Origin of the sequence: Streptomyces parvus (assembly GCF_032121415.1) — a bacterium.
Taxonomy (GTDB): domain Bacteria; phylum Actinomycetota; class Actinomycetes; order Streptomycetales; family Streptomycetaceae; genus Streptomyces; species Streptomyces globisporus_A.
Genome location: NZ_CP135079.1, coordinates 5,755,639 through 5,777,710 on the forward strand (window position 1 = coordinate 5,755,639; position 22,072 = coordinate 5,777,710).

Consider the following 22,072-nt stretch of genomic DNA (forward strand, 5'->3'; position numbering starts at 1 on the left):
GGCGACGGGGTCCCGGCGGACCCCGTGCGCGGCCGGAAGATCAGCTCATACGCAGGGCGAGGAAGAAGTCGAGCTTGTCCTCCAGGCGCGACAGGTCACGCCCCGTCAACTGCTCGATGCGGCCGACGCGGTAGCGCAGTGTGTTGACGTGCAGGTGCAGGCGTGCCGCGCAGCGGGTCCAGGACCCGTCGCAGTCCAGGAAGGCCTCCAGCGTCTCGATCAGCTCCGCCCGGTGGCGCCGGTCGTAGTCGCGCAGCGGGTCCAGCAGCCGGGCCGTGAAGGCGCGCCGGACGTCGTCGGGGACGAACGGCAGCAGCAGCACGTGCGAGGCCAGCTCGTGGTGACCGGCGGCGCACACCCGCCCCGGGCGGGCAGCTGCCACCCGGCGGGCGTGCCGGGCCTCCTCCAGTGCGCCGCGCAGTCCTTCGGCGGAATGCACAGCCGCGCTGACACCCAGTGTCAGCCGGCCGTCGTCGGCGAGCCCCGCCGAGAGCGGTTCGCGTACGGAGGCGAGCAGCGCGTCGGCGTGGAGTCCGGGCTCCCCGGCCAGCGCGTCGGCGTCCTCGCCGTCCGACCGTGCCGCAGCACCGTCCTCGCTCTCCGACTCCGGGAGCGCGGTGGCGATCGAGGGCAGCGGCACCAGGGCGATGGCCTCCTCGCCCGTGTGGGCGACGGCGATCCGGTCGGCGGAGTCGGGGCCGCTGACCGCCGGGTCGACGAGGATCTCCTCCAGCAGCGCCTGGGCCACCGGACCGCTCGCGATCTCGCCCGCGGCGGCGGCCTGGCCCGAGGCGCTCCAGTCGACCCGGGCCACCACGACCTGCCACTGGGGGGCCACGCCGAGGCCGGGGAGCAGGACCGGTGCGGCGACCCGCAGCCTGGCCGCGATCTCGGCGGGGGCGGCGCCCGCCTGGACCAGCTCCAGCACCTCCTGGGCGAGTCGGCGGCGTACCGTACGGGCCGCGTCGCGGCGGTCGCGTTCGACCGCGATCAGCTGGGTGACGCCCTGGAGCAGGTCGAGCCGGGGGGCGGGCCAGTCCGAGGCGTCCGCCTCGACCGCCAGCAGCCAGTCGGAGAGCACCGACTCCCGTACGTCACGGGCGGCCGGCACCGCGCCCCGGCCGGTGTTCCGGATCGGGAAGAGCGAATACGTCGTACCGGCGACCGCCGCCCGGTGCGGGGCGCGGCGGCCGGTCCGGGTGGCGGCCAGGTGGTGCCCGGCGAGCGCGGCGCCCACCGGTCCGGGCAGCGGGGCGCCCGCCCCGGCGATCTGGCGGCCGGTGGGAGAGAGGACCCAGGCCCGCAGGTCCAGGTCGGAGGTGAGGAGGTCCAGGACCACTTCGGGGCCGCCGCCCGCCGGGCCCGAGGTCATCAGTCGTCGGTGCCGGTCCACCACGGCCGCCAGATCGCCTGCCCGCTCGCCGGAGACCTGGCGTACGACGTACTCGGTGATCGTTGCGAACGCAACGGTTTCGTGCACGGCGAAGAGAGGCAGACGGTGGTGCAGGCACGCTTCGACGAGATCGGCGGGGATGTCACCGAGCTCCGCCTCGCCGGCCGCGAGACCGGCCACCCCGGCGCCCGCCAGGATCCGGACGAACGGCTCGGAGTCCGCCGCGTCCCGGTGCCATGCGAGGCCCGTGAGCACCAGTTCCCCGCCGGCGAGGTAGCGGCTGGGGTCGCGCAGGTCGGTCGTCATGACGCCCCGGACCGTGCGGTCCAGCTCGTCCTCGCCGCCGAGCAGCCGCAGGCCCAGCGCATCGGTCTCCAGCAGTGCGCGCAGCCGCATCTCGTCGCCGCCGATCTTTCGTAGGGGAGCAGGTCAGGTTCGTGGAGGGAGCAGGTGAGGGGGAAGGGGGTGAAGGAGGCCGTGGGGTGGGGGAGCGGTGGGGTGAACGGGGTATCTGTGAATTGCGGTGAGGTTACCGATCCCCGTCATTCGTTCGAATCTACAAGACGGGGACGGAGACCAGCCAACTCCTTCAGTGTTTCGGTGACTGCACCGGCCGGGGCCGGGCTTGTGTACTGGGCCACACACCACGTGAACACCACATGAACGAGCCAGTCGAGGCAGGCCGTCCCCGGCCCCGGCGAACGACCGATTGAGAAGAAGAGAGCCACTCATGGACTTCCTTCGCCCCGCCAGCTGGGAGGAGGCGCTCGCCGCCAAGGCCGAGCACCCCACGGCTGTGCCCATCGCGGGCGGCACCGATGTGATGGTCGAGATCAACTTCGACCACCGGCGGCCCGAGTACCTCCTGGACCTGAACCGCATCGGTGAGCTGTCCGAGTGGGAGGTGGGCCAGGAGAAGGTGCGGCTCGGCGCCTCCGTGCCGTACAGCAGCATCATGGACCACCTGCGCGCCGAGCTGCCCGGCCTGGCGCTGGCCTCGCACACGGTCGCCTCCCCGCAGATCCGCAACCGCGGCGGCGTCGGCGGCAACCTCGGCACCGCCTCGCCGGCCGGTGACGCGCACCCCGCCCTCCTCGCCGCCGACTGCGAGGTCGAGGCCGAATCCGTACGCGGCACGCGGCTGATTCCTATCGACGCTTTCTACACAGGGGTCAAGCGCAACGCCCTGGAGCCGGACGAGCTGATCCGCGCCGTGCACATCAAGAAGGCCGACGGACCGCAGCAGTACTCCAAGGTCGGCACCCGCAACGCCATGGTCATCGCCGTCTGCGCGTTCGGTATCGCCCTGCACCCCGAGACCCGCACCGTGCGCACCGGCATCGGCTCCGCCGCCCCGACGCCCGTCCGGGCCAGGGCGGCGGAGGACTTCCTGAACGCGGCGCTGGAAGAGGGCGGGTTCTGGGAGAACGGAAAGACCATCACCCCCGCGATCGCCAAGCAGTTCGCCGCTCTCGCGTCCGGCGCCTGCAACCCGATCGACGACGTGCGCGGCACGGCGAAGTACCGCAGGCACGCGGTCGGCATCATGGCCCGCCGCACGCTCGGCTGGACCTGGGAGCAGTACCGCGGCGCGGGCCGCACGCTGGAAGGAGCTGCGTAACCATGCGAGTCAATTTCACGGTCAACGGCCGTCAGCAGGAAGCCGACGACGTCTGGGAGGGCGAGTCCCTCCTCTACGTCCTGCGTGAGCGCATGGGCCTTCCCGGCTCCAAGAACGCCTGCGAGCAGGGCGAGTGCGGTTCCTGCACCGTTCGCCTCGACGGCGTCCCGGTCTGCGCGTGCCTGGTGGCCGCCGGACAGGTCGAGGGCCGCGAGGTCGTCACCGTCGAGGGTCTCGCCGACTACGCCAAGCACCGCGAGGACGCCCACCCGGGCGGCGGCTGCGCCTCCGGCGCCTGCGGCACCACCCTGGACTCCGCCAAGCGCCGGCAGGCCCGGCCCACCGACGGCCAGACCGGCGAGGCCGTCGAACTGGCCCCGATCCAGCAGGCGTTCATCGACGCCGGAGCCGTCCAGTGCGGCTTCTGCACCCCCGGCCTGCTGGTCGCCGCCGACGAACTGCTGGAGAACACCCCCTCCCCGTCCGACCAGGACATCCGCGAGGCGCTCTCCGGCAACCTCTGCCGCTGCACCGGTTACGAGAAGATCCTCGACGCGGTCCGCCTCGCGGCCGCCCGCCAGGGAGAGGCGGCCCAGTCATGACGACGCGCCCCCAAGCCACCACGCGCCCCGCGGCCACGATGCCGAAGGCCCAGAACGCACCGTCCGGCACCCCGACCAAGATCACCCAGGGTTCGCCCACCAAGGGCGGTATCGGCGAGTCCACGCTCCGCCCCGACGGCACCCTCAAGGTCACCGGCGAGTTCGCGTACTCCTCCGACATGTGGCACGAGGACATGCTGTGGGGCCAGACGCTGCGCTCCACCGTCGCCCACGCGGAGATCGTCTCCATCGACACCTCCGAGGCGCTGGCCACCTCCGGCGTCTACGCGGTGATGACCTACGACGACCTGCCCGCCGCGATGAAGAACTACGGGCTGGAGATCCAGGACACCCCGGTTCTCGCCCACGGCAAGGTCCGCCACCACGGTGAGCCGGTCGCCATCGTGGCCGCCGACCACCCGGAGACGGCCCGCCGCGCCGCCGCCAAGATCAAGATCGAGTACCGCGAGCTGCCGCTCATCACCGACGAGGCGTCCGCGACCGCCCCCGACGCCGTGCTCGTCCACGAGGGCCGGGACGACCACCACATCGGCCACGTCCCGCACCCCAACATCGTGCACCGCCAGCCGATCATCCGCGGCGACGCCGACGAGGCCGCCAAGCGCGCCGACGTCATCGTCACGGGCGAGTACACCTTCGGCATGCAGGACCAGGCCTTCCTCGGCCCCGAGTCCGGGCTCGCAGTGCCCTCCGAGGACGGCGGTGTCGAGCTGTACGTCGCCACCCAGTGGCTGCACTCGGACCTCGGCCAGATCGCCCCCGTCCTCGGCCTGCCCGAGGACAAGGTCCGCATGACGCTCTCCGGCGTCGGCGGGGCCTTCGGCGGCCGCGAGGACATCTCCATGCAGATCCACGCCTGCCTGCTGGCGCTCCGCACCGGCAAGCCGGTCAAGATCGTCTACAACCGGTTCGAGTCCTTCTTCGGACACGTCCACCGGCACCCGGCGAAGCTCCACTACGAGCACGGCGCCACCAAGGACGGCAAGCTCACGCACATGAAGTGCCGCATCGTCCTGGACGGCGGGGCCTACGCCTCCGCCTCCCCGGCGGTCGTCGGCAACGCCTCCTCGCTCTCGGTCGGCCCGTACAGGATCGAGGACGTCGACATCGAGGCGATCGCCCTCTACACCAACAACCCGCCCTGCGGCGCGATGCGCGGCTTCGGCGCGGTCCAGGCGTGCTTCGCCTACGAGGCGCAGATGGACAAGCTGGCCGCGAAGCTGGACATGGACCCGGTGGAGTTCCGGCAGCTCAACGCCATGGAGCAGGGCACCCTGCTGCCCACCGGACAGCCCTGCGACTCGCCGGCCCCGGTCGCCGAGCTGCTGCGCCGGGTCAAGGCCCGCCCGCTGCCGCCCGAGCAGGAATGGCTGACGGCGGGCAGCGACGGCACCTCCGTCGACGTGCGCGCCCTGCCCGGCGGCCTCTCCAACACCACCCACGGCGAAGGCGTCGTACGCGGCGTCGGCTACGCGGTCGGCCTGAAGAACGTCGGCTTCTCCGAAGGCTTCGACGACTACTCCACCGCCCGCGTGCGGATGGAGGTCATCAACGGCGAACCGGTCGCCACCGTGCACACCGCGATGGCCGAGGTCGGCCAGGGCGGCGTCACCGTCCACGCCCAGATCGCCCGTACCGAACTCGGCGTCAACCAGGTCACCATCCACCCCGCCGACACCCGCGTCGGCTCCGCCGGATCCACCTCCGCCTCCCGCCAGACGTACGTCACCGGCGGCGCGGTCAAGAACTCCTGCGAAGCCGTCCGGGAGAAGGTCCTGGAGCTGGGCCGCACCAAGTTCGGCACCTACCACCCGGCGTGGGCCACCGCCGAACTCCTTCTGGAGGGCGGCAAGGTCGTCACGGACGGCGGCGAGGTCCTCGCGGACCTGGCCGACGTGCTGGAGGACGAGGCCATCGACATCGAGCTGGAGTGGCGCCACCGGCCCACCGAGGCGTTCGACCTCCGTACCGGACAGGGCAACGGCCACGTCCAGTACTCCTTCGCGGCGCACCGCGCCGTCGTCGAGGTCGACACCGAGCTCGGCCTGGTCAAGGTCATCGAACTGGCCTGCGCCCAGGACGTCGGGAAGGCGCTCAACCCGCTCTCCGTCCTCGGCCAGATCCAGGGCGGCACCCTCCAGGGCATGGGCGTCGCGGTGATGGAGGAGATCATCGTCGACCCGCAGACCGCGAAGGTGCGCAACCCCTCCTTCACGGACTACCTGCTTCCCACGATTCTCGACACGCCGACGATCCCGGTCGACGTGCTCGAACTCGCGGACGAGCACGCCCCCTACGGGCTGCGCGGTATCGGCGAGGCCCCCACCCTGTCGTCCACCCCGGCCGTCCTCGCGGCGATCCGGAACGCGACGGGCCTTGAGCTCAACAGGACGCCGGTGCGGCCCGAACACCTCACCAGCACCTGAGAGCCTGCCGGGTGACCTCCTACCGGTCGCGTCACCCGGCAGTCTCCGAGCGGCCCCCCATCTCTCCGGGCGGTGCGCTGCGCCGAGAACGTCACACCTGTCCGCACCCCGCACCGCCCGGAGCCCAAGTACCGCACCGCTCGCGGTTCTTCTCCGCCGTGCCCGACAGCACGGCAGCGCCTCACGGATCATCCGTGCCGCCGGCACATCCGTTCTGCTTCAACAGTTCGTCCCGGCCGTCCCCCGGGTCGTGCAGCCGACGCAGTCATCCCAAATCCCGCATTCAGGAATCTCCAAGCGGGTGCCCCTGTGAACCTTGGGAGTCAGGCATCATGACCCAGCAGTCAGTGGAACCGAAAACCAGTCCGGAAGTGGCGGGCCCCGGCTCGCGCGTCCCCGCCGGAAGATCATGGCTCGACCGGTACTTCCACATATCCGAACGAGGGTCCACAGTCGCGCGCGAGCTGCGCGGAGGCGTCACGACCTTCATGGCCATGGCGTACATCCTCCTGCTCAACCCGCTGATCCTGGGCGGGGAGGACGTCAACGGCAACCTCCTCAGCCAGCCCGGCCTGATCACCGCCACCGCCTTCGCGGCGGCCGCGACGACCCTGCTCATGGGCTTCGTCGGAAAGGTGCCCCTGGCGCTCGCCGCCGGGCTCAGCGTCTCCGGTGTGCTCGCCTCGCAGGTCGCGCCCAACATGACCTGGCCGCAGGCCATGGGCATGTGCGTGATCTACGGTGTGGTGATCTGCCTCCTGGTGGTCACCGGCCTCCGCGAGATGATCATGAACGCGATCCCGCTCGCGCTCAAGCACGGCATCACCATGGGCATCGGGCTCTTCATCGCCCTCATCGGCCTCTACAAGGCCGGATTCGTGCACAAGGGCGAGGCGACCCCCGTCACCCTCGGCCCGGCCGGTGAACTCGCCGGCTGGCCCGTCCTGATCTTCTGCGTGACGCTCCTGCTCATCTTCATGCTCCAGGCGCGCAACATCCCCGGCGCGATCCTGATCGGCATCGTCGTCGGCACGCTGGTCGCGATCGTCGTCAACGCGATCGTCGACATCGACCCCGGGAAGTGGAGCAGCGGCCCGCCGGAGCTGGAGGGCAGCGCGGTCTCCACCCCCGACTTCTCGCTCTTCGGGAACGTCGAGTTCGGCGGCTGGGGCGACGTCGGCGTGATGACCGTCGGCATGATCGTCTTCACCCTGGTGCTGGCCGGCTTCTTCGACGCGATGGCCACCATCATCGGCGTCGGCACCGAGGCCAAGCTCGCCGACGACAAGGGCCGCATGCCGGGCCTGTCCAAGGCGCTGTTCATCGACGGCGCCGGCGGTGTCATCGGCGGTGTCGCCTCGGGCTCCGGCCAGACGGTCTTCGTCGAGTCGGCCACCGGCGTCGGCGAAGGGGCCCGCACCGGGCTCGCCTCCGCCGTCACCGGCCTCTTCTTCGCCGCCTGCCTCTTCTTCACCCCGCTCACCGCGATCGTGCCGACCGAGGTGGCCTCCGCCGCCCTCGTCGTCATCGGCGCGATGATGATGCAGAACGCCCGGCACGTGGACTGGAGCGACCGCTCGGTCGCCATCCCGGTCTTCCTGACCGTGGTCCTGATGCCCTTCACGTACACCATCACCACCGGTGTCGCCGCGGGTGTCATCGCCTACTCCGCCATCAAGCTCGCCCAGGGCCGGGCCCGCGAGGTCGGGGCCTTCATGTGGGGGCTGACGGTGATCTTCATCGTCTTCTTCGCCCTCAACCCGATCGAGAGCTGGCTGGGCGTCCACTGAGCCCGGGCCCCCTTCACCCTTGAGGAGAAACGCCATGCTGGACATCGCCGAAGAGCTGCACCGGTGGGTCTCGCAGGGACGCGAGTTCGCCGTCGCCACCGTGGTGGCGGTCGGCGGCAGCGCGCCCCGGCAGCCCGGCGCGGCCCTCGCCGTCGACCGGGACGGCACGGCCGTCGGCTCGGTCTCCGGCGGCTGCGTGGAGGGGGCCGTCTACGAACTGTGCCGACAGGCCATGGAGGACGGACGCCCTGTCCGTGAGCGCTTCGGCTACAGCGACGAGGACGCCTTCGCGGTCGGCCTGACCTGCGGCGGCGTCATCGACATCCTGGTGACACCGGTACGGGCGGACGACCCCGCCCGCCCGGTGTTCGCCGCCGCGCTGGAGGCCGCCGCCGAGGGGACGGCGGCCGCACTGGCCCGGGTCACCGACGGGCCCCAGGAACTGCTCGGCCTGCCGCTCCTGGTCCACCCCGACGGGAGTCACGAGGGCGGGCTCGGCGGCCACCCGGCGCTCGACCGGACCGCCGCCGCCGAGACCCGGGCCCTGCTGGACGCGGGCCGCACCGGGCCGCTCGCCATCGGCGCGGAGGGCTCCCGCTGCGGCCGGCCCATCGAGCTGCTGGTCGAGTCCAGCGTGCCGCCGCCCCGCATGATCGTGTTCGGCGCCATCGACTTCGCGTCCGCCCTCGTGCGGGCCGGGAAGTTCCTCGGCTACCGGGTCACCGTCTGCGACGCCCGCCCGGTCTTCGCCACCGCGGCCCGCTTCCCCGAGGCCGACGAGATCGTCGTCGAGTGGCCCCACCGCTACCTCGCCGGGACCGAGACCGACGCCCGTACTGTGCTCTGCGTCCTCACCCACGACGCCAAGTTCGACGTACCGCTGCTGGAGGCGGCCCTCCGGCTCCCGGTCGCCTACGTCGGCGCGATGGGATCGCGCCGCACCCACCTGGAGCGCAACGACCGGCTGCGCGAGGTCGGCCTCACCGACCGGGAACTGGCCCGGCTGCACTCACCGATCGGCCTCGACCTCGGCGCCCGTACGCCGGAGGAGACGGCCCTGTCCATCGCGGCCGAGATCGTCGCGGTCCGGCGCGGCGGCAGCGGCGTACCGCTCACCGGGGCCCACACCTCCATCCACCACGACAGCAGCGGACAGCCGCTCGCCTCGGTTGCCTGAAACGCCCGTCAACACCCCGTCCATCCCGGGCGGGTTGCCGCCACGGCGGTTTCCCGCCCGCCCGGAACGCAGCGCTCACCCCGGATCAACCGGTAGATCAGCTGCATGACTTCTTCCCCCTCCTCCGTTCCCGGCCGGGCGAGATCCGCTCGCCCAGGACGCAGAGCCCTGCTCCTGGCGACCTCGGCGGCCCTCCTGGGCGGCATGCTGGTCCCCTTCGCCGGTGCGGGCACCGCCGGCGCCGCCCCCGCGCCGCCCCCCGAGGCCCCGCGCACCGACGTCACCACCGACAGCCGCACCGTCACCCTGGTCACCGGCGACGTCGTGCGGTACGTGGACGGCCCCGGCGACCGGGACACCGTCACCGTGGACCGCCCCGACGGCGCGAGCGGCGGCGTCCGCATCCAGCAGGCGGGTGGGGACGTGTACGTCCTGCCCGACGAGGCCACCACCCTGATCGCGGCGGGCACCCTGGACCGGCGGCTCTTCAACGTCTCGGCCCTGGTCCGGATGGGGTACGACGACGAGGGAACCGGCGCCATCCCGGTCATCGCCACCTATCCGCCCGCGCGCGCCAAGGCGCTGCCCGCCGCCCCGCGCGGCGCGAAGAAGGTCCGCACCCTCGCCTCCGTCCACGGGGCCGCGCTCAGCGCCGACAAGGACGGGGTGCGCACGTTCTGGGACGCCATCACCCGTACCCCGAGAACCCGTTCGCTCGACAGCGGGATCGCGAAGCTCTGGCTGGACGGCCGCTCCGACGCGCTGCTCGCCGAGTCCGTGCCCCAGGTGAGGGCCCCCGAGGCGTGGACCGCCGGCTTCGACGGCAAGGGCACCAGGGTCGCCGTCCTGGACACCGGCATCGACACCGACCACCCGGACGTCAAGGACCGCCTCGTCGCCACCCGAAGCTTCGTCCCGGGCGAGGAGGTCGACGACAAGCACGGCCACGGCACGCACGTCGCCTCCACCATCGCCGGATCCGGTGCGGCGTCCGAGGGCGCGAACAAGGGGGTCGCCCCGGCGGCCGACCTGCTCGTCGGCAAGGTCCTCGGCGACGAGGGCTCCGGCGCGGACTCCGGGATCATCGAGGCCATGGAATGGGCGAAGGCCGAAGGGGCCGACATCGTCTCCATGAGCCTCGGCTCCCCGGTGCCCGACGACGGCACCGACCCGATGTCCCAGGCGGTGAACTCCCTCTCGGCGGACGGCGGTCCGCTCTTCGTGATCGCGGCGGGCAACGCGTACGGGGCGGGCACGATCGGCTCGCCCGGCTCGGCGGAGCAGGCGCTCACCGTCGCCGCCGTCGACAAGCAGGACGGCCGCGCCGACTTCTCCTCCATGGGCCCGCTGGTCCGCTCGCACGGACTGAAGCCCGACCTGTCGGCCCCCGGCGTCGACATCGCTGCCGCCGCCTCGCAGTCCGTCCCCGGCATGGAGGGCATGTACCAGTCGATGTCCGGTACGTCGATGGCCACGCCCCATGTCGCGGGCGCGGCAGCCCTTCTGAAGCAGCGTCACCCCGACTGGAGCGGTCAGCGCATCAAGGACGCGCTGATGACCTCGTCCAAGAAGCTCGACGCGTACACGCCGTACCAGCAGGGCACCGGCCGGCTCGATGTGAAGGCGGCCGTCGACACCACGATCTCAGCCACCGGCTCGGTCGAGGTCGCCTCCTACGCCTGGCCGCACAGCCCGTCCGACGAGGTCGCCGAGCGCACGATCACCTACCGCAACACGGGTGACGCGGACGTCACACTGAACCTGGCCACCGACACGGACGAGGCGGCCTACACGCTCTCCACCCACACGCTGACCGTCCCGGCGGGCTCCACCGCCGAGGCGGTCCTGTCCCTGGCCCCGGCGAAGGCCGCCGACGACACGACCTTCTCCGGCCAGGTCGTCGCCACCGACGCGGCGGGCACGACGGTCGCGCACACCGGGTTCGCGCTCACCAAGGAGAAGGAGCTGCACGATCTGACGCTGAAGCTCCGCGACCGGTCGGGCAAGCCGATGGACGGCCTGGTCGTCCTCGCCGAACTGGGCGACCCGCAGCTCGGCCTCGTCCAGATCAGCGGCGGCGAGACCACGCTGCGCCTGCCACCCGGCAACTACACCGCCTGGGCCTCCGTGGACGTCGACGGCGACCGCCCCGACTCCCGGGCCACAGCGTTCCTCGCGGCCCCCGAGACGATCCTCACCGGCTCCACCACGGTCACCCTCGACGCGTCCAAGGCCCGCAAGGTCAGCGTGCGCACCCCGAAGGAGACCGAGACCCGCCAGCTCCGCTACGACATGGCGCGCACCGCACCGGACGGCACCGTCCAGCGTGACGCGTACCAGATACCGCTCACCTACGACCAGTTGTGGGCGAGCCCCACCAAGAAGGTGAAGGAGGGCGACTTCAGCTTCCTCACCCGCTGGCGGCAGGGCGAGGAGCTGATCGACGTCGAGGCCGGCGGCCGTGACGTACCGGTCCACGTCCAGGGCGGCGCGGCGATCGCCGAGGACCGCGAGCAGAGGCTGAACGCGGTGTACGCGGGCAAGGGCGTGCCGGCCGACTACCAGCGTCTGAACGCGCGCGGCAAGGCCGTCGTGATCACCCGCAGCGCCGAGGTCGCCCCCGCCGAACGTCTCGCGGCCGCACTGGCCGCCGGGGCCGAGGCGCTGTTCGTCGTCAACGACGAACGCGGCGTGGCGATGGAGAGCTACACCCCGTTTGGCGAGGAGACCACGATCCCCGTCGCCTCGGTCCGGAAGGCCGCGGGCGAGGAGCTGATCCGGGCCGCACAGCGCGGCAGGAAGGTCGAGATCGACCAGAAGAGGTTCGCGGACCACCTCTACGACCTGGTCGACCGCCACGACGGCGCCATCCCGGACCGCTCTCTGGCCTTCGCGCCCCCGACCCGTGGGCTGGCGAAGGTGGAGAACACCTTCTACGGCCACCGGAAGACGCTCGGCGGCGGCTACCGCTACGACATCCCGGACTACGGCCCCGGCCTCGGCTTCGAGGAGTACGAGCAGTTCCCCGCCGTCCGCACCGAATGGGTCAACCCGCTGCCGGGCGAGTCCTTCTGGTACGAGAACCACTCGGTCCTCAACGCCGACCGGTCCGACCGGGCGCACGAGATGCGCAGCGCCGAACTGGACTACCGGGCGGGCGAGGACTACCGCGCCGAGTGGTTCGCCCCGGTGACCCGCCCCCGCCTGGGCACCGGCTACTGGGGCCCGTTCCGCACGGTGAACCACGACCTCCAGTTCAACGTCACCCCGTGGACGGACGCGGGCGCGGGCCACTCCGGCTCGATGCCCGAGAACGAGTACGACACCACCTCCTACTCCTTCCACCAGGGCGACACCGAGCTCAAGAAGGGTGCGGGCAGGGCGGGTTACGTCGGTGACCTCTCCGCCGAGAAGCTCCCCTACCGCCTGGTCATCGACTCGGAACGCGACGCGAAGACGTGGAAGACGTCGATCCGTACGCACTCCGAGTGGAGCTTCGTCTCCGGCGCCCTGGACGAGTCCGGCCCCTACCAGGCCGACATCCCGCTGCTCCAGCTGGACTACGCCGTCGACACCGACCTGGCGGGCGACGTCCGCTCCGGCCGCATGACCGAGATCGGCCTCACCTCCGGCACCCAGGAATGGCTGCCGGGCGCGGTGAAGGCGAACGAGGCTTCGCTGTCGGTCAGTTACGACGACGGCAAGCACTGGACGAAGGTGGACCTCCGGAAGAAGAAGACCGGCGAGTGGACCGCGAAGTTCCGCACCCCGGCGAAGGGCGCGGCCTCGGTCTCGCTCAAGGCCCACGCGGAGGGCCCCGGCGGGCTCGTCGTGGACCAGGAGATCATCAGGGCCTTCGGCCTGAAGTGACCCCCTGACCTGGTCCCGCACCCCTTGCGACGGGAGTGCGGGACCAGGTGCGTCGGCCCGCGGCCGGTGCGGTTGGATGGGCCCATGAGCGTTCATGACGTGGCCCGCCGGCTGCCTGGCATATCCGCCCTCACCGATCTCTGCCGTTCCCTGGCGATGCTCGACGCGATCCTGTGCCCGGAGTGGGACCACCGCTGGCACGGGTTCGACGCGCAGTGGTCGCCGACCGAGGCGATGGCCTCCATGCAGGACGGGGAGGGCGGGGAGTACTCCATCGTCTTCTCCGCCGACGGCGCCTACGCGCGCGGCTTCGACCACGAGTCGCCGATGAGCCCGTACGTGGACGACGTCCCCTGGCCCGGGGTGCTCGACGAGGTGCCCGAGGTGTTCCGCCGTTACGTGGACGAGCCGTCGTTCACCGACGAGTTCGGGCTGCCCGTCGTCACCGCCTGCCTCTGGCGCGAGAGCGGGGACGACCGCTGGCGGGCGGGGGCCGTGGAGTTCCCGGAGGACGGGGAGGACTCCGACGGGGCCGACTGGCTCTTCCAGCTCCTCGTCACCGGGACCCCCGAGTCGTACCAGGAGTGGGCCGAGGACTACTTCGAGGTGGACATCGACCTCGAAGCCGTACGCCATGTCTACGCGCTGCGACCCCTGACGGACGAGGTCGTCGCCGCGATCAACCCGGAGCGGGTTCCCGCCGAACTGGCCAAGGACATCAAGGAGATCGGTTATCCGGTCGGCGCGGGCGGGTGAGCCGCCGGGCCGGTCAGGCACCCGGCAGGTCCGGGCCGGCCCCTCCGCTTGAAGAGGCCCGCCCGGACCCGTGCTCACTTGCCGTTCTGCAGGGACGTCCACGTGGCCGGGCCCACCTGGCCGTCGACGCCCAGCCCGCGGGCGGTCTGGTAGGTGCGGACCGCCGCGTCCGTGGTCGGGCCGAAGCTGCCGTCCACGCCCACGGTCCTGCCGAGCGCCGCGGTCAGGGCGCGCTGCAGCCGATTCACCGCATCGCCCGAACTGCCCTGCTTCAGCAGCGGGGTCGTGCCCGCCGACAGCAGCGCCGTCCAGGTCTTCGGGCCGACCATGCCGTCGGCGTCGAGGGAGCGGGCCCTCTGGAACGCCTCGACAGCGCTCTTCGTCGTGGGCCCGAAGACGCCGTCCACCTCGCCCGGGTTGTACTTCTGCGCGGTGAGCAGCGTCTGGACGGCGGCCACCTGCGGGCCGGAGGAGCCGGACTGCTGCGTGGTGTACACGGGGAAGGTCAGGCCGTCGCCGCCGTTGCCCGGGTCCCCGTCGACGAGCTGCATGTAGTGGTTCCAGTCCCAGTTGGGGCCGGGGTCCGTGTGGGTGGCGCCGGGCGCCTCGCTGTGGCCGATGATGTGCGCCCGGTCCTTCGGGATGGCGTACCGCGCCGCGAGGTGCTTGGTCAGGGCGGCCGAGGAGCGGTACATCGCCTCCGTGTACCAGGCCGGGTCGTCGACGTAGCCCTCGTGCTCGATCCCGACGGACGAGGAGTTGACGCTGCCGGCGTGCCAGGCGGTGTCCTTCTCCCGCACCGACTGGGTGACCTCGCCGTCCGACGAGCGGATCGTGTAGTGCGCGCTGACCTTCGACGACGGGTTCTGGTACCAGCTGATGGAACCGGCGTACGACCCCTGGGTGGTGTGGATGACCACCTTGTCGACGGCGGCCTTGCGATCGACGACGTAGTTGCCGGAGTAGGCCGGCACCCAGCGCGCCGAGGGGTAGTCCTCGCTCTGCGCGTAGACGTCGGACGCCGAAGCCTCGCCCTTCTCCGGGGCGACCGGGCGGGAGGGCACGAGCACCTCCTCGCCGCCGGCCACCGTCGCGGACACGCCCTCGGCGAGGAAGGTGAAGACCGCGTCCGCGTAGAGGGCGGCCGCCGGCCCGTCGGCGGCGCTGTAGCGGGCCACCGCCGGATACCAGGCGTTCACGTCCCGGCGTTCGGCTGCGTCCAGACCCAGCGCGTCGGCGTGGTCGCGCAGGACGGCCGCGCCGCCGAGGATGTTGGCCGTCGTGTCCCGGCGCAGCCGGGCCGCGCTCTCGCCGGTCAGCTCGGCGGCCTTCTCCAGGGAGCGGTTGGCGGGGTTGCTCGCCAGGTGCATCACGCCGTAGCCGTTCGCCTGGCTCGGCTTGCCCCCGTGTCCGTTCAGCCGGGACTCGCCGTAGCCCACGGCGGCCAGCAGATCGCGCGGCACGCCGTACTCCTGGGCCGCCTCGGCGAAGGCGCGGTTCATCGGATCGGCCGTGTCGGCCCGCGGGGCGGCGTTCGCCGGCTGCCCGGTGGCGAGAAGGGCCGCGGCGGTGAGGGCCGCCACGGCACAGGCGCGGGCCCGGGGTCGGGCGGCGGTGCGTAGGCGCATGAGGGCTCCTGCTCTGTGGGAGGAAGTAAAAAGCCCTCGGGCCCGGGTGGGCCAGAGGGATGCGGAACCCGGTCAGGCTATCGATCTGAGTGGGACATGACAAAGGGGTGCACCGCCGATCCCGGTGGCAACATCCTGCAAATTCAGGGGAGTTGCTCGACCCGCTGAGCCTGTCGGGTGACATCGAGCGTCACCCGACAGGGGTGCCGGTACCGGTTGACGCGGGCCGCCCGCTACCAGCGGTCGCGGTGGATGACGTCCGCCACCGGACGCCGCCGCACGGGCCCGAAGTTGCCCGCGGGCCACCCCACCGGAACAGCGGCGAACGTCGCCATGTCCTCCGGGATGCCCAGCTCCTCCTTCCACTCCTGCTCCAGCATCAGATGCCAGATGGTGATGTTCGCGGCCAGCCCCAGCCCCCGGGCCGCCAGCAGCAGGTTCTGCACCCCGGGATAGACGCAGGAGCCCTCCGCCAGCGCCTGGAAACGGGTCTGCGTGGTCATCATGTGCTCCGTGCCCGCCGGACCGAGCGCCCGCGCCGACGCGGCGAGCCCCTCCTCGTCCAGGCGCGGCTCCGGGAACCGGTAGCACGGCACGATGAGCACCGGGGTGTCGGCGAAGTGGTCGCGCTGATACTCGATCGCCGCGACCATCCGGCCGTACGCCGCCTCGTCCATGCCCGCGGGGGCGTACTTCCCGGTCGTCGCCAGATACGCGTCCACGCACCGCTTCCACAGCGGGGCGAGCCGCGCCATCACCTGGCGGTCGGTCACCACCACGTACTCGTAACACTGCATGTTGCCGCCGCTGGGCCCCCACACGGCCGCCTGTATCAGCTGCTCGACCAGCTCCCGCGGCACCGGTTCCGGCTTGATCCGGCGCATGGCGCGCATCGTGGACATGGTGTCGAAGAGGGCGGGGCCGCCGAGGGCGGACGGGTCGGGCTGAACCGTTTCCATCGTCATGATCGCGGAGTTTACGGTTCCGGCCGGCGCGCCAGAAGGGCTCCGGGCGACCGGACTTCGCGGCCTCAGCACCCGCCGTCCCGCCTCCGGACCCGCCGGCTCAGGTCCGCGTCAGCCGCACCACCGGGATGTCCCGCTCGGTGCCCGCCTGGTACTCCCCGTAGCGCGGGAACAGCTCCACCAGGCCCGGCCAGACCCGCGCCTTCTCCTCGGCCGGCAGCGTCGCCGCGACCGCCCCGAACCGCTCCGTCTTCACCCGCAGCCGGACCTCCGGATTCGCCTGCAGGTTCAGATACCACAGCGGCGGACGGTCGGAGCCGCCGTTGGACGCCACGATCAGATAGTCCTCGCCGTCCCGCCCGTACATCAGCACCGTGCGCCGCACCGCCCCGCTGCGCCGGCCGACGTAGTCCATCAGCAGACAGGGGACACCGAGCTGGGTCGTGCCCTTCGTGCCGCCGGAGGACTCGTACAGCTCGGCCTGCCGGGCGACCCAGTCGGCGGGGCTCAGCGCGACCTCCGCATTGCCGTCCTGCTCGGCCGTCATGGCTTTCTCCTTCTCTCGTGGTGCCCCGTACGGGCTGCGCCTCCATCCTGGCATCCCCGAATCCGGCGCCCCTGCCGTCCCTCGTCACCGCACCCCGGATTCGTACACCTGGACAGCTCTCCCACCGCACGGGGGAACGCGGGCCGGGGGCCGGCCCGCGAAGGCGTATAAAGGGTCCTTCCGGAGCAGCCGGCGTCCCCGATGGCCCCTCCCCCCACCTCCCCTCACCACGCGGCCGGCGTCACCGCGTCACCGAGCCCAGGAGAGCCGAATGAGCACGTCGGAAGAGATCAGCACGCTGCTGGTGACGAAGTTCGGAACCGACCCCGAGGCCATCCGCCCCGATGTTCCGCTGCACCGGCTGCGGCTGGACTCCCTCGCCCTGGAGGAGCTGCGGCTGCACATCGAGGACCGGCTGGACGTGGACCTGGAGGACGTCGCGCTCACCTCGCGCGACACCGTCGGCCGCCTCGTCGAGGCCGTGCACGGGAAGGTCACCGCATGAGCGCGGCCGCCGCAGCCCCCTACCGCCGGACCCCGCTCTCCCCGTTCGCCGCCGCCGTCACCGGCGTCGGCCTGGTCACCTCGGCCGGTACGGGCGTGGACGCCGCCTGGCACGGCGTCACCGAGGGGCTCGCGCCGTCCGCCGCGCCCCGGCCCGAACTCGACGGTCTGCCCTGCGACTTCTTCTACTCCGTCACCGACTGCGACCCGGGGGCCGTCCTCGGGGTCGCCACCCGGCGGCTGATGGACCGCTTCGCCCAGCTCGCCGTCATCGCCGCCCGGGAGGCCGTCGCCGACGCCGGGCTCGACCCGGCCGTCTGGGACAGCGGCCGCGTCGGCGTCGTCATCGGCTCCGCCCACGGCGGCCTGTCCTTCTACGACGAACAGGCCGCCGCGCTCGCCGCGCGCGGCCCCCGCCGCGTCTCCCCGAAGCTCGCGCCGCTCAGCGTGGTCAACGGCGCGGCCAGCAGCGTCAGCCTGGACCTCGGCGTCCACGGGCCCAGCCAGGCCGTCTCCACCGCCTGCTCCTCCGGCACCGTCGCCATCGGCACCGCCCACCAGATGCTCCGCTCCGGGGCCTGCGACATCGTCATCACGGGCGGCGCGGAATCCACCTGCACCCGGCTCCTGATCGCCAGCGCCTGCAGCCTCAAGGCCGTCTCCACCCGCCGCGAGGACCCCGCTGCCGCCTGCCGCCCCTTCGACACCCACCGCGACGGCTTCGTCGTCGGCGAGGGCGCGGGCCTGCTCGTCCTGGAGCACCCGGACCACGCGCGCGCCCGGGGCGCCACCGTCCGCGCCCAGGTGAACGGCTACGGGGCCTCCAGCGACGCCCACTCCGCCGTCGCCCCGGACCCGGACGGCCTCGGCATCGAACGCGCCCTGCGCACCGCGCTCGCCGACGCCGGCCTCTCCCCGGCCGACGTCGGGCACGTCAACGCCCACGGCACCTCGACGCTCTCCAACGACCTGATCGAGGCGACGATGCTCCGCCGCGTCCTCGGCGAGAGCCCTCTGGTGACCTCCACCAAGGCGATGACCGGCCACACCCTCGGCGCGGCGGGCGGCATCGAGGCCGCCCTCACCGTGCTCGCCCTCCAGCACCAACTGGTCCCGCCGACCGTCAACCTGGACGCACCCGACCCGCGGATCCCGATCGAGGTGGTCGCCAAGGAAGCCCGCGCCGCCGCCTTCGACTGCGCCGTCAAGACCTCGCTCGGCTTCGGCGGGCACAACGCGGCACTCGTCCTCACCAGGTCCTGAGCGGAAGGGAACGCAGCAGCACATGCCCGAGGAGATCATCCGGACCCTGTCGGCCGACGGAGTTCGCTACGGCTACCGTGTCCTGCCGTACGACCGGAGCGGCGGGGCCGCCCCCCGCACCGAACCGACGCTCATTCTCGGCGGCGCGCTCCAGGGCATGTTCGGCTGGCCCCAGATGGACGACCACCTGGGCCCCGCCGCCGACGTGGTCACCGCCGACCTGCCCGGCATGGGCGGCGCCGACCCGCTTCCGCCGGGCCCCAGCGCCGATCTGCTCCGCCGAGCCGTCCTCGGCATCGCCGACGACCTCGGCGCCCCCCGGCTCAACGTCTTCGGCTTCTCCTACGGCACCGCCATCGCCTTCGGCTTTGCCCAGCGGCACCCGGAGCGGGTGGCCCGGCTCGCCCTCGGCGGGGTTCCGGTCCACATCGACGCGGCCCAGGTCGCCCGCTGGGAGCGGGCCCGGCGGCAACTGGCCGCCGGGGACCGGGAGGGGTTCGCCGCGACGGCGGCCGACGCGCTGATGTGCCTGGACCCCGAACGCCCCGTACACCGCCGGGAGCTGGCCCGGCGCTATGTGCGGCGCTCCTTCCTCCACGCACTCACCCACTCGCCCCACGCCGCGGACTCGCTTTACCGGGCGCTGGCCGACCGGCCCGACTTCACCGGCGGGCTCACCGGCGTACCGGCGCTGGTCTTCGCGGGGGAGCACGACACGGTCACCTCGCCCGCGCGGCAGCGGGAGTTCGCCGCGACGATCGAGGGCAGCCGGTTCCTGACGATCGGGGAGTCCGACCACTGGGTGGTCCTGGAACGGGCCGAGGAGGTGGCCTCGCTGGTCACCGGATTCTTCACCGGGCGGGAGCCGGTGGCCGGTGCGCAGGGCGAGGCCGGTGCCACCGGTGCGGTGGTGCTGCCGCGTCAGGCCACGGCCCCGGCCGGGCGGACCTGACCTTCGGTCCGCCCCGACCGGGGCCGTGGCGGCCCCTGCGCCCTACCAGGGCCAGAGGCCGCCGACCTTGATCCGCACCACCTGCGGGTCGTGGTCGCTCGCCTGGTCGGCGAACTCGGCGTTGATGTGCACCACGTCGTAGTCGAGGCGGCGGACACCGGGGCTCGTCAGGATGTGGTCCAGCGTCTGCGAGTTGCCGTCGAAGACATAGCTGTACCGCTCGCCGACGGGCAGCGTCGAGATCAGCGGCTTCAGCACCTTCCCCTTGGCCAGCGCCTTCATCGTCGGGGAGAACTCGAAGTCGTTGAAGTCCCCGAGCGCGACGACCTGCGCCGACCTGTCCGCCTTCAGCAGCGAGGTGACGAAGGTGTTGACCTCGGCGGCCTGCTGGATCCGCTTCGTCTCCGAGGACCGTGTGGGCTCCTGGTAGCGCCCGTGCAGCGGCTGGTCGCCGCCCTTGGACGCGAAGTGGTTGCCGATGACGAAGACCGGCCTGCCCCGGAAGACGAACTCGCCCACCAGCGGCTTGCGGCTGTCCGTCCACGCCGGGCTCGACGGGTTGATCCGGCCCGGGGAGGCGGACAGCTCGACGCCCCGCCAGGTGTCGACGGCCCGCACCGGCGTGGTGGCGTCGCCGCCCGGCCGGTCGGTGAAGGAGACCCGCTTCGGGTTGTAGAGGAAGACGTTGCGGATGTTGCCGCCCGGCTCGCCGCCGTCCTTGTTGTTCTCGGGAGCGATGTAGCGCCAGGCGTAGCGCGGCCCGCCCTTCGCGACGACCGCGTCCGTGAACCGCTTCAGCGTGGCCTCGGACCCCGTCGTGCCGTCGTTCACCGCACCGTTGTCGTCCTGGATCTCCTCCAGCGAGACGATGTCGGGGGAGGACAGGTTGACCGCGACGCCCTCGGCCAGGGTGTCGAACTTGGCCTGGTCGTCTCCCGCGTCGAGGTTCTCCACGTTGTACGTGGCGACCGCCAGCTCGTCCTTCTTCTGCTTGCGGGTCACCTCGCGCCGCAGCTTGTTGTCGACGACCGTGCCCAGCTCGGTGGCCTGCACGTTGTAGCCGCCGTAACTCGCGTAGTCGAGTACGCCGGTGGTGCGGCCCTTCAGTACGTCGCCCACGTTCGCCGCGGGGACCGGCTGCGCCGGGTCCAGCGACATCACCTTGAGCCGGCCGGTGTTCTGGTCCTCGTACGAGGCGTAGAGCGTGCCGCCGCGCCGGGTCGGGTTCTCCTTCGGCTTGACCGTCACCCAGATCTCGTCGTACGCGGTCGTCGCCCCGGTCACCCGGGTGTCGGCGATCTGGATCCGGGAGCCCTCCAGCGCCTCGTACAGATCCAGGGCGTAGCGGGCCGGGTCCAGCGGGAGCGCGTCGATCGCCCCGCCGTCCGCCGAGGGAACGTAACGGCCGGGCACCGAGCGGGCGTCGAGGGCGACCGGGGCGGGCAGCGCGTTGCCGGAGGAGAGCACGGTGACACGCGGCGCGGTGATCTGGGTGAGCGACTGGGTGCCGGTGCCCGGGTAGTACTCCACGACCTTGCCGCTGACCAGGACGGAGTCCCCGGCCTTCACGGCCGGTGCGGTGGAGCCGGTGTAGACGAACAGGCCCTCGCCGGTGCGCGGGTCGTTGTCGGGCGCCATGTCCTGGATCCAGAAGCCGCGCGAGCCGCTGGTCCGGACGCCCGTGACGATGCCCGGGACACCGGTCACCGCCGTGCCCTCCAGCGGGGAGACGCGGGTGGTGCCCTGGATGTCGTTGATCCGTACGTCGCCGGGCTCGGTCGGGCCGGGCTCCTCCGGCGGCTGCCCGCCGCCGGACGTCTCGCCCTTGGCGTTGACCGGGGTGGGCGCGCCCGCGGCGAGGTCGGCGGCGTTGTCGTCGGTGTCGGCGAGCGAGGCGGCCCGCGCGACGGACGCGGTGGCGGAGGCGCCGGGGACCGGGCCGCTGCCCTCCCGGACGACCGCGGAGCCGTAACCGACCAGATCGACGATCCGGGTGTCCGCCGCGCAGTCCGCCGCCGACCTGCACGTGAGCGGGGCCGTCCCGGAGACCAGGGCGACGGTGCCGCTGCCCGCCGCCATGGCGACCGTTCCGGTGGCGTCCGCGGTGGGCAGTGCGACCGTGCCGCCGGTGCCCGCTGCCTGCGCGACCAGGTAGCGGCCGCCGGGCGCGATCGCGCCGGACAGCTCGGAGACCTGCCACGGGGATCCGGCCGACGGGCTGCCCGGCAGGTACTGGACGCTGAGGCCGCCGACCTCGAAGGGCGCCGAGCCGGCGTTGGCCAGCTCGACGAAGTCCCGGGTCAGCGTCGCACCGGAGTTGCCTCCGCCGCCGTACACCTCGGAGATGACGGCGGTGGCCGACGGCGCCGCCTGGGCGGCGGGCAGGGCGGTCACCGCGAGAGCGACGGCGACGGCGCCGGTCAGCAGGACGGAACCGGATCTGTATATCTGCACGGGAGGAGCCCCCAACTGAACTGAGTGGTAGGGGCAAAAGCTATGCGCGTAGAACGGGGCATGACAAGGCACTGGAGGTTAATTCCCCGCGTATCCACGGTGA

At 72.2% G+C, this 22,072-nt stretch carries 15 protein-coding genes; 10 read left to right on the forward strand and 5 right to left on the reverse strand.

Annotated elements, in window-relative coordinates; genetic code table 11:
- Positions 1-40 precede the first annotated feature (40 nt).
- Positions 41-1,789, reverse strand: a complete 1,749-nt coding sequence (locus tag RNL97_RS26910; protein ID WP_030585168.1) for a PucR family transcriptional regulator — start codon at positions 1,787-1,789, stop codon at positions 41-43.
- Between the two features lie 334 nt (positions 1,790-2,123).
- Here RNL97_RS26910 and RNL97_RS26915 point away from each other — a divergent pair, with 334 nt between their 5' ends.
- From RNL97_RS26915 to RNL97_RS26945, 7 genes are all read left to right on the forward strand, one after another.
- A complete protein-coding gene (locus RNL97_RS26915) occupies positions 2,124-3,014 on the forward strand; it encodes an FAD binding domain-containing protein (RefSeq protein WP_030585170.1) in 891 nt (296 codons plus the stop codon).
- Between the two features lie 2 nt (positions 3,015-3,016).
- Entirely contained in the window at positions 3,017-3,616 is a 600-nt protein-coding gene (locus RNL97_RS26920; RefSeq protein WP_030585173.1) for a (2Fe-2S)-binding protein, read from the forward strand.
- Entirely contained in the window at positions 3,613-6,063 is a 2,451-nt protein-coding gene (locus tag RNL97_RS26925) for a xanthine dehydrogenase family protein molybdopterin-binding subunit (protein WP_243315651.1), read from the forward strand. Before RNL97_RS26920 ends, RNL97_RS26925 begins: the two co-directional genes overlap by 4 nt.
- Positions 6,064-6,395: 332 nt before the next feature.
- On the forward strand, positions 6,396-7,853 hold the full coding sequence (locus tag RNL97_RS26930) for an NCS2 family permease (protein WP_243315653.1): 1,458 nt from the start codon (positions 6,396-6,398) through the stop codon (positions 7,851-7,853).
- Between the two features lie 34 nt (positions 7,854-7,887).
- On the forward strand, positions 7,888-9,030 hold the full coding sequence (locus RNL97_RS26935) for an XdhC family protein (protein WP_313751289.1): 1,143 nt from the start codon (positions 7,888-7,890) through the stop codon (positions 9,028-9,030).
- Positions 9,031-9,234: 204 nt separating this feature from the next.
- Positions 9,235-12,900, forward strand: coding sequence for a S8 family peptidase (locus tag RNL97_RS26940; RefSeq protein ID WP_398867045.1), 3,666 nt, complete (start codon positions 9,235-9,237; stop codon positions 12,898-12,900).
- A gap of 84 nt (positions 12,901-12,984) precedes the next feature.
- A complete protein-coding gene (locus tag RNL97_RS26945; RefSeq protein ID WP_030585186.1) occupies positions 12,985-13,656 on the forward strand; it encodes a hypothetical protein in 672 nt (223 codons plus the stop codon).
- Between the two features lie 74 nt (positions 13,657-13,730).
- On the opposite strand, the gene RNL97_RS26950 is transcribed toward RNL97_RS26945, so the two are convergent.
- The 3 genes from RNL97_RS26950 to RNL97_RS26960 all read right to left on the reverse strand — a co-directional run bounded on the left by RNL97_RS26950 (position 13,731) and on the right by RNL97_RS26960 (position 16,796).
- Positions 13,731-15,284: an N-acetylmuramoyl-L-alanine amidase gene (locus RNL97_RS26950; protein ID WP_030585189.1), complete on the reverse strand. Its 1,554-nt coding sequence runs from the start codon at positions 15,282-15,284 to the stop codon at positions 13,731-13,733.
- A gap of 233 nt (positions 15,285-15,517) precedes the next feature.
- Positions 15,518-16,249: a nitroreductase family protein gene (locus RNL97_RS26955; protein ID WP_030585191.1), complete on the reverse strand. Its 732-nt coding sequence runs from the start codon at positions 16,247-16,249 to the stop codon at positions 15,518-15,520.
- Positions 16,250-16,349: 100 nt separating this feature from the next.
- Complete coding sequence (locus RNL97_RS26960; protein ID WP_030585193.1) at positions 16,350-16,796, reverse strand: nitroreductase family deazaflavin-dependent oxidoreductase; 447 nt, start codon at positions 16,794-16,796, stop codon at positions 16,350-16,352.
- Positions 16,797-17,067: 271 nt separating this feature from the next.
- Between RNL97_RS26960 and RNL97_RS26965 the strand changes: the two genes are divergently transcribed.
- Genes RNL97_RS26965 through RNL97_RS26975 form a run of 3 tightly spaced genes read left to right on the forward strand, consistent with a single transcriptional unit; the run spans position 17,068 to position 19,515 of the window.
- The gene (locus tag RNL97_RS26965; protein ID WP_030585195.1) at positions 17,068-17,301 is read left to right on the forward strand and encodes an acyl carrier protein; all 234 of its coding nucleotides are present in this window, start codon (positions 17,068-17,070) and stop codon (positions 17,299-17,301) included.
- Complete coding sequence (locus RNL97_RS26970; protein WP_313751291.1) at positions 17,298-18,563, forward strand: beta-ketoacyl-[acyl-carrier-protein] synthase family protein; 1,266 nt, start codon at positions 17,298-17,300, stop codon at positions 18,561-18,563. The genes RNL97_RS26965 and RNL97_RS26970 overlap by 4 nt, the downstream gene beginning before the upstream one ends.
- Before the next feature lie 22 nt (positions 18,564-18,585).
- Positions 18,586-19,515, forward strand: coding sequence for an alpha/beta fold hydrolase (locus RNL97_RS26975; RefSeq protein WP_030585199.1), 930 nt, complete (start codon positions 18,586-18,588; stop codon positions 19,513-19,515).
- Positions 19,516-19,557: 42 nt separating this feature from the next.
- Here the strand turns inward: RNL97_RS26975 and RNL97_RS26980 are convergent, their stop codons facing one another.
- Positions 19,558-21,969, reverse strand: coding sequence for an endonuclease/exonuclease/phosphatase family protein (locus tag RNL97_RS26980; protein WP_243315664.1), 2,412 nt, complete (start codon positions 21,967-21,969; stop codon positions 19,558-19,560).
- Between the last annotated feature and the right edge of the window lie 103 nt (positions 21,970-22,072).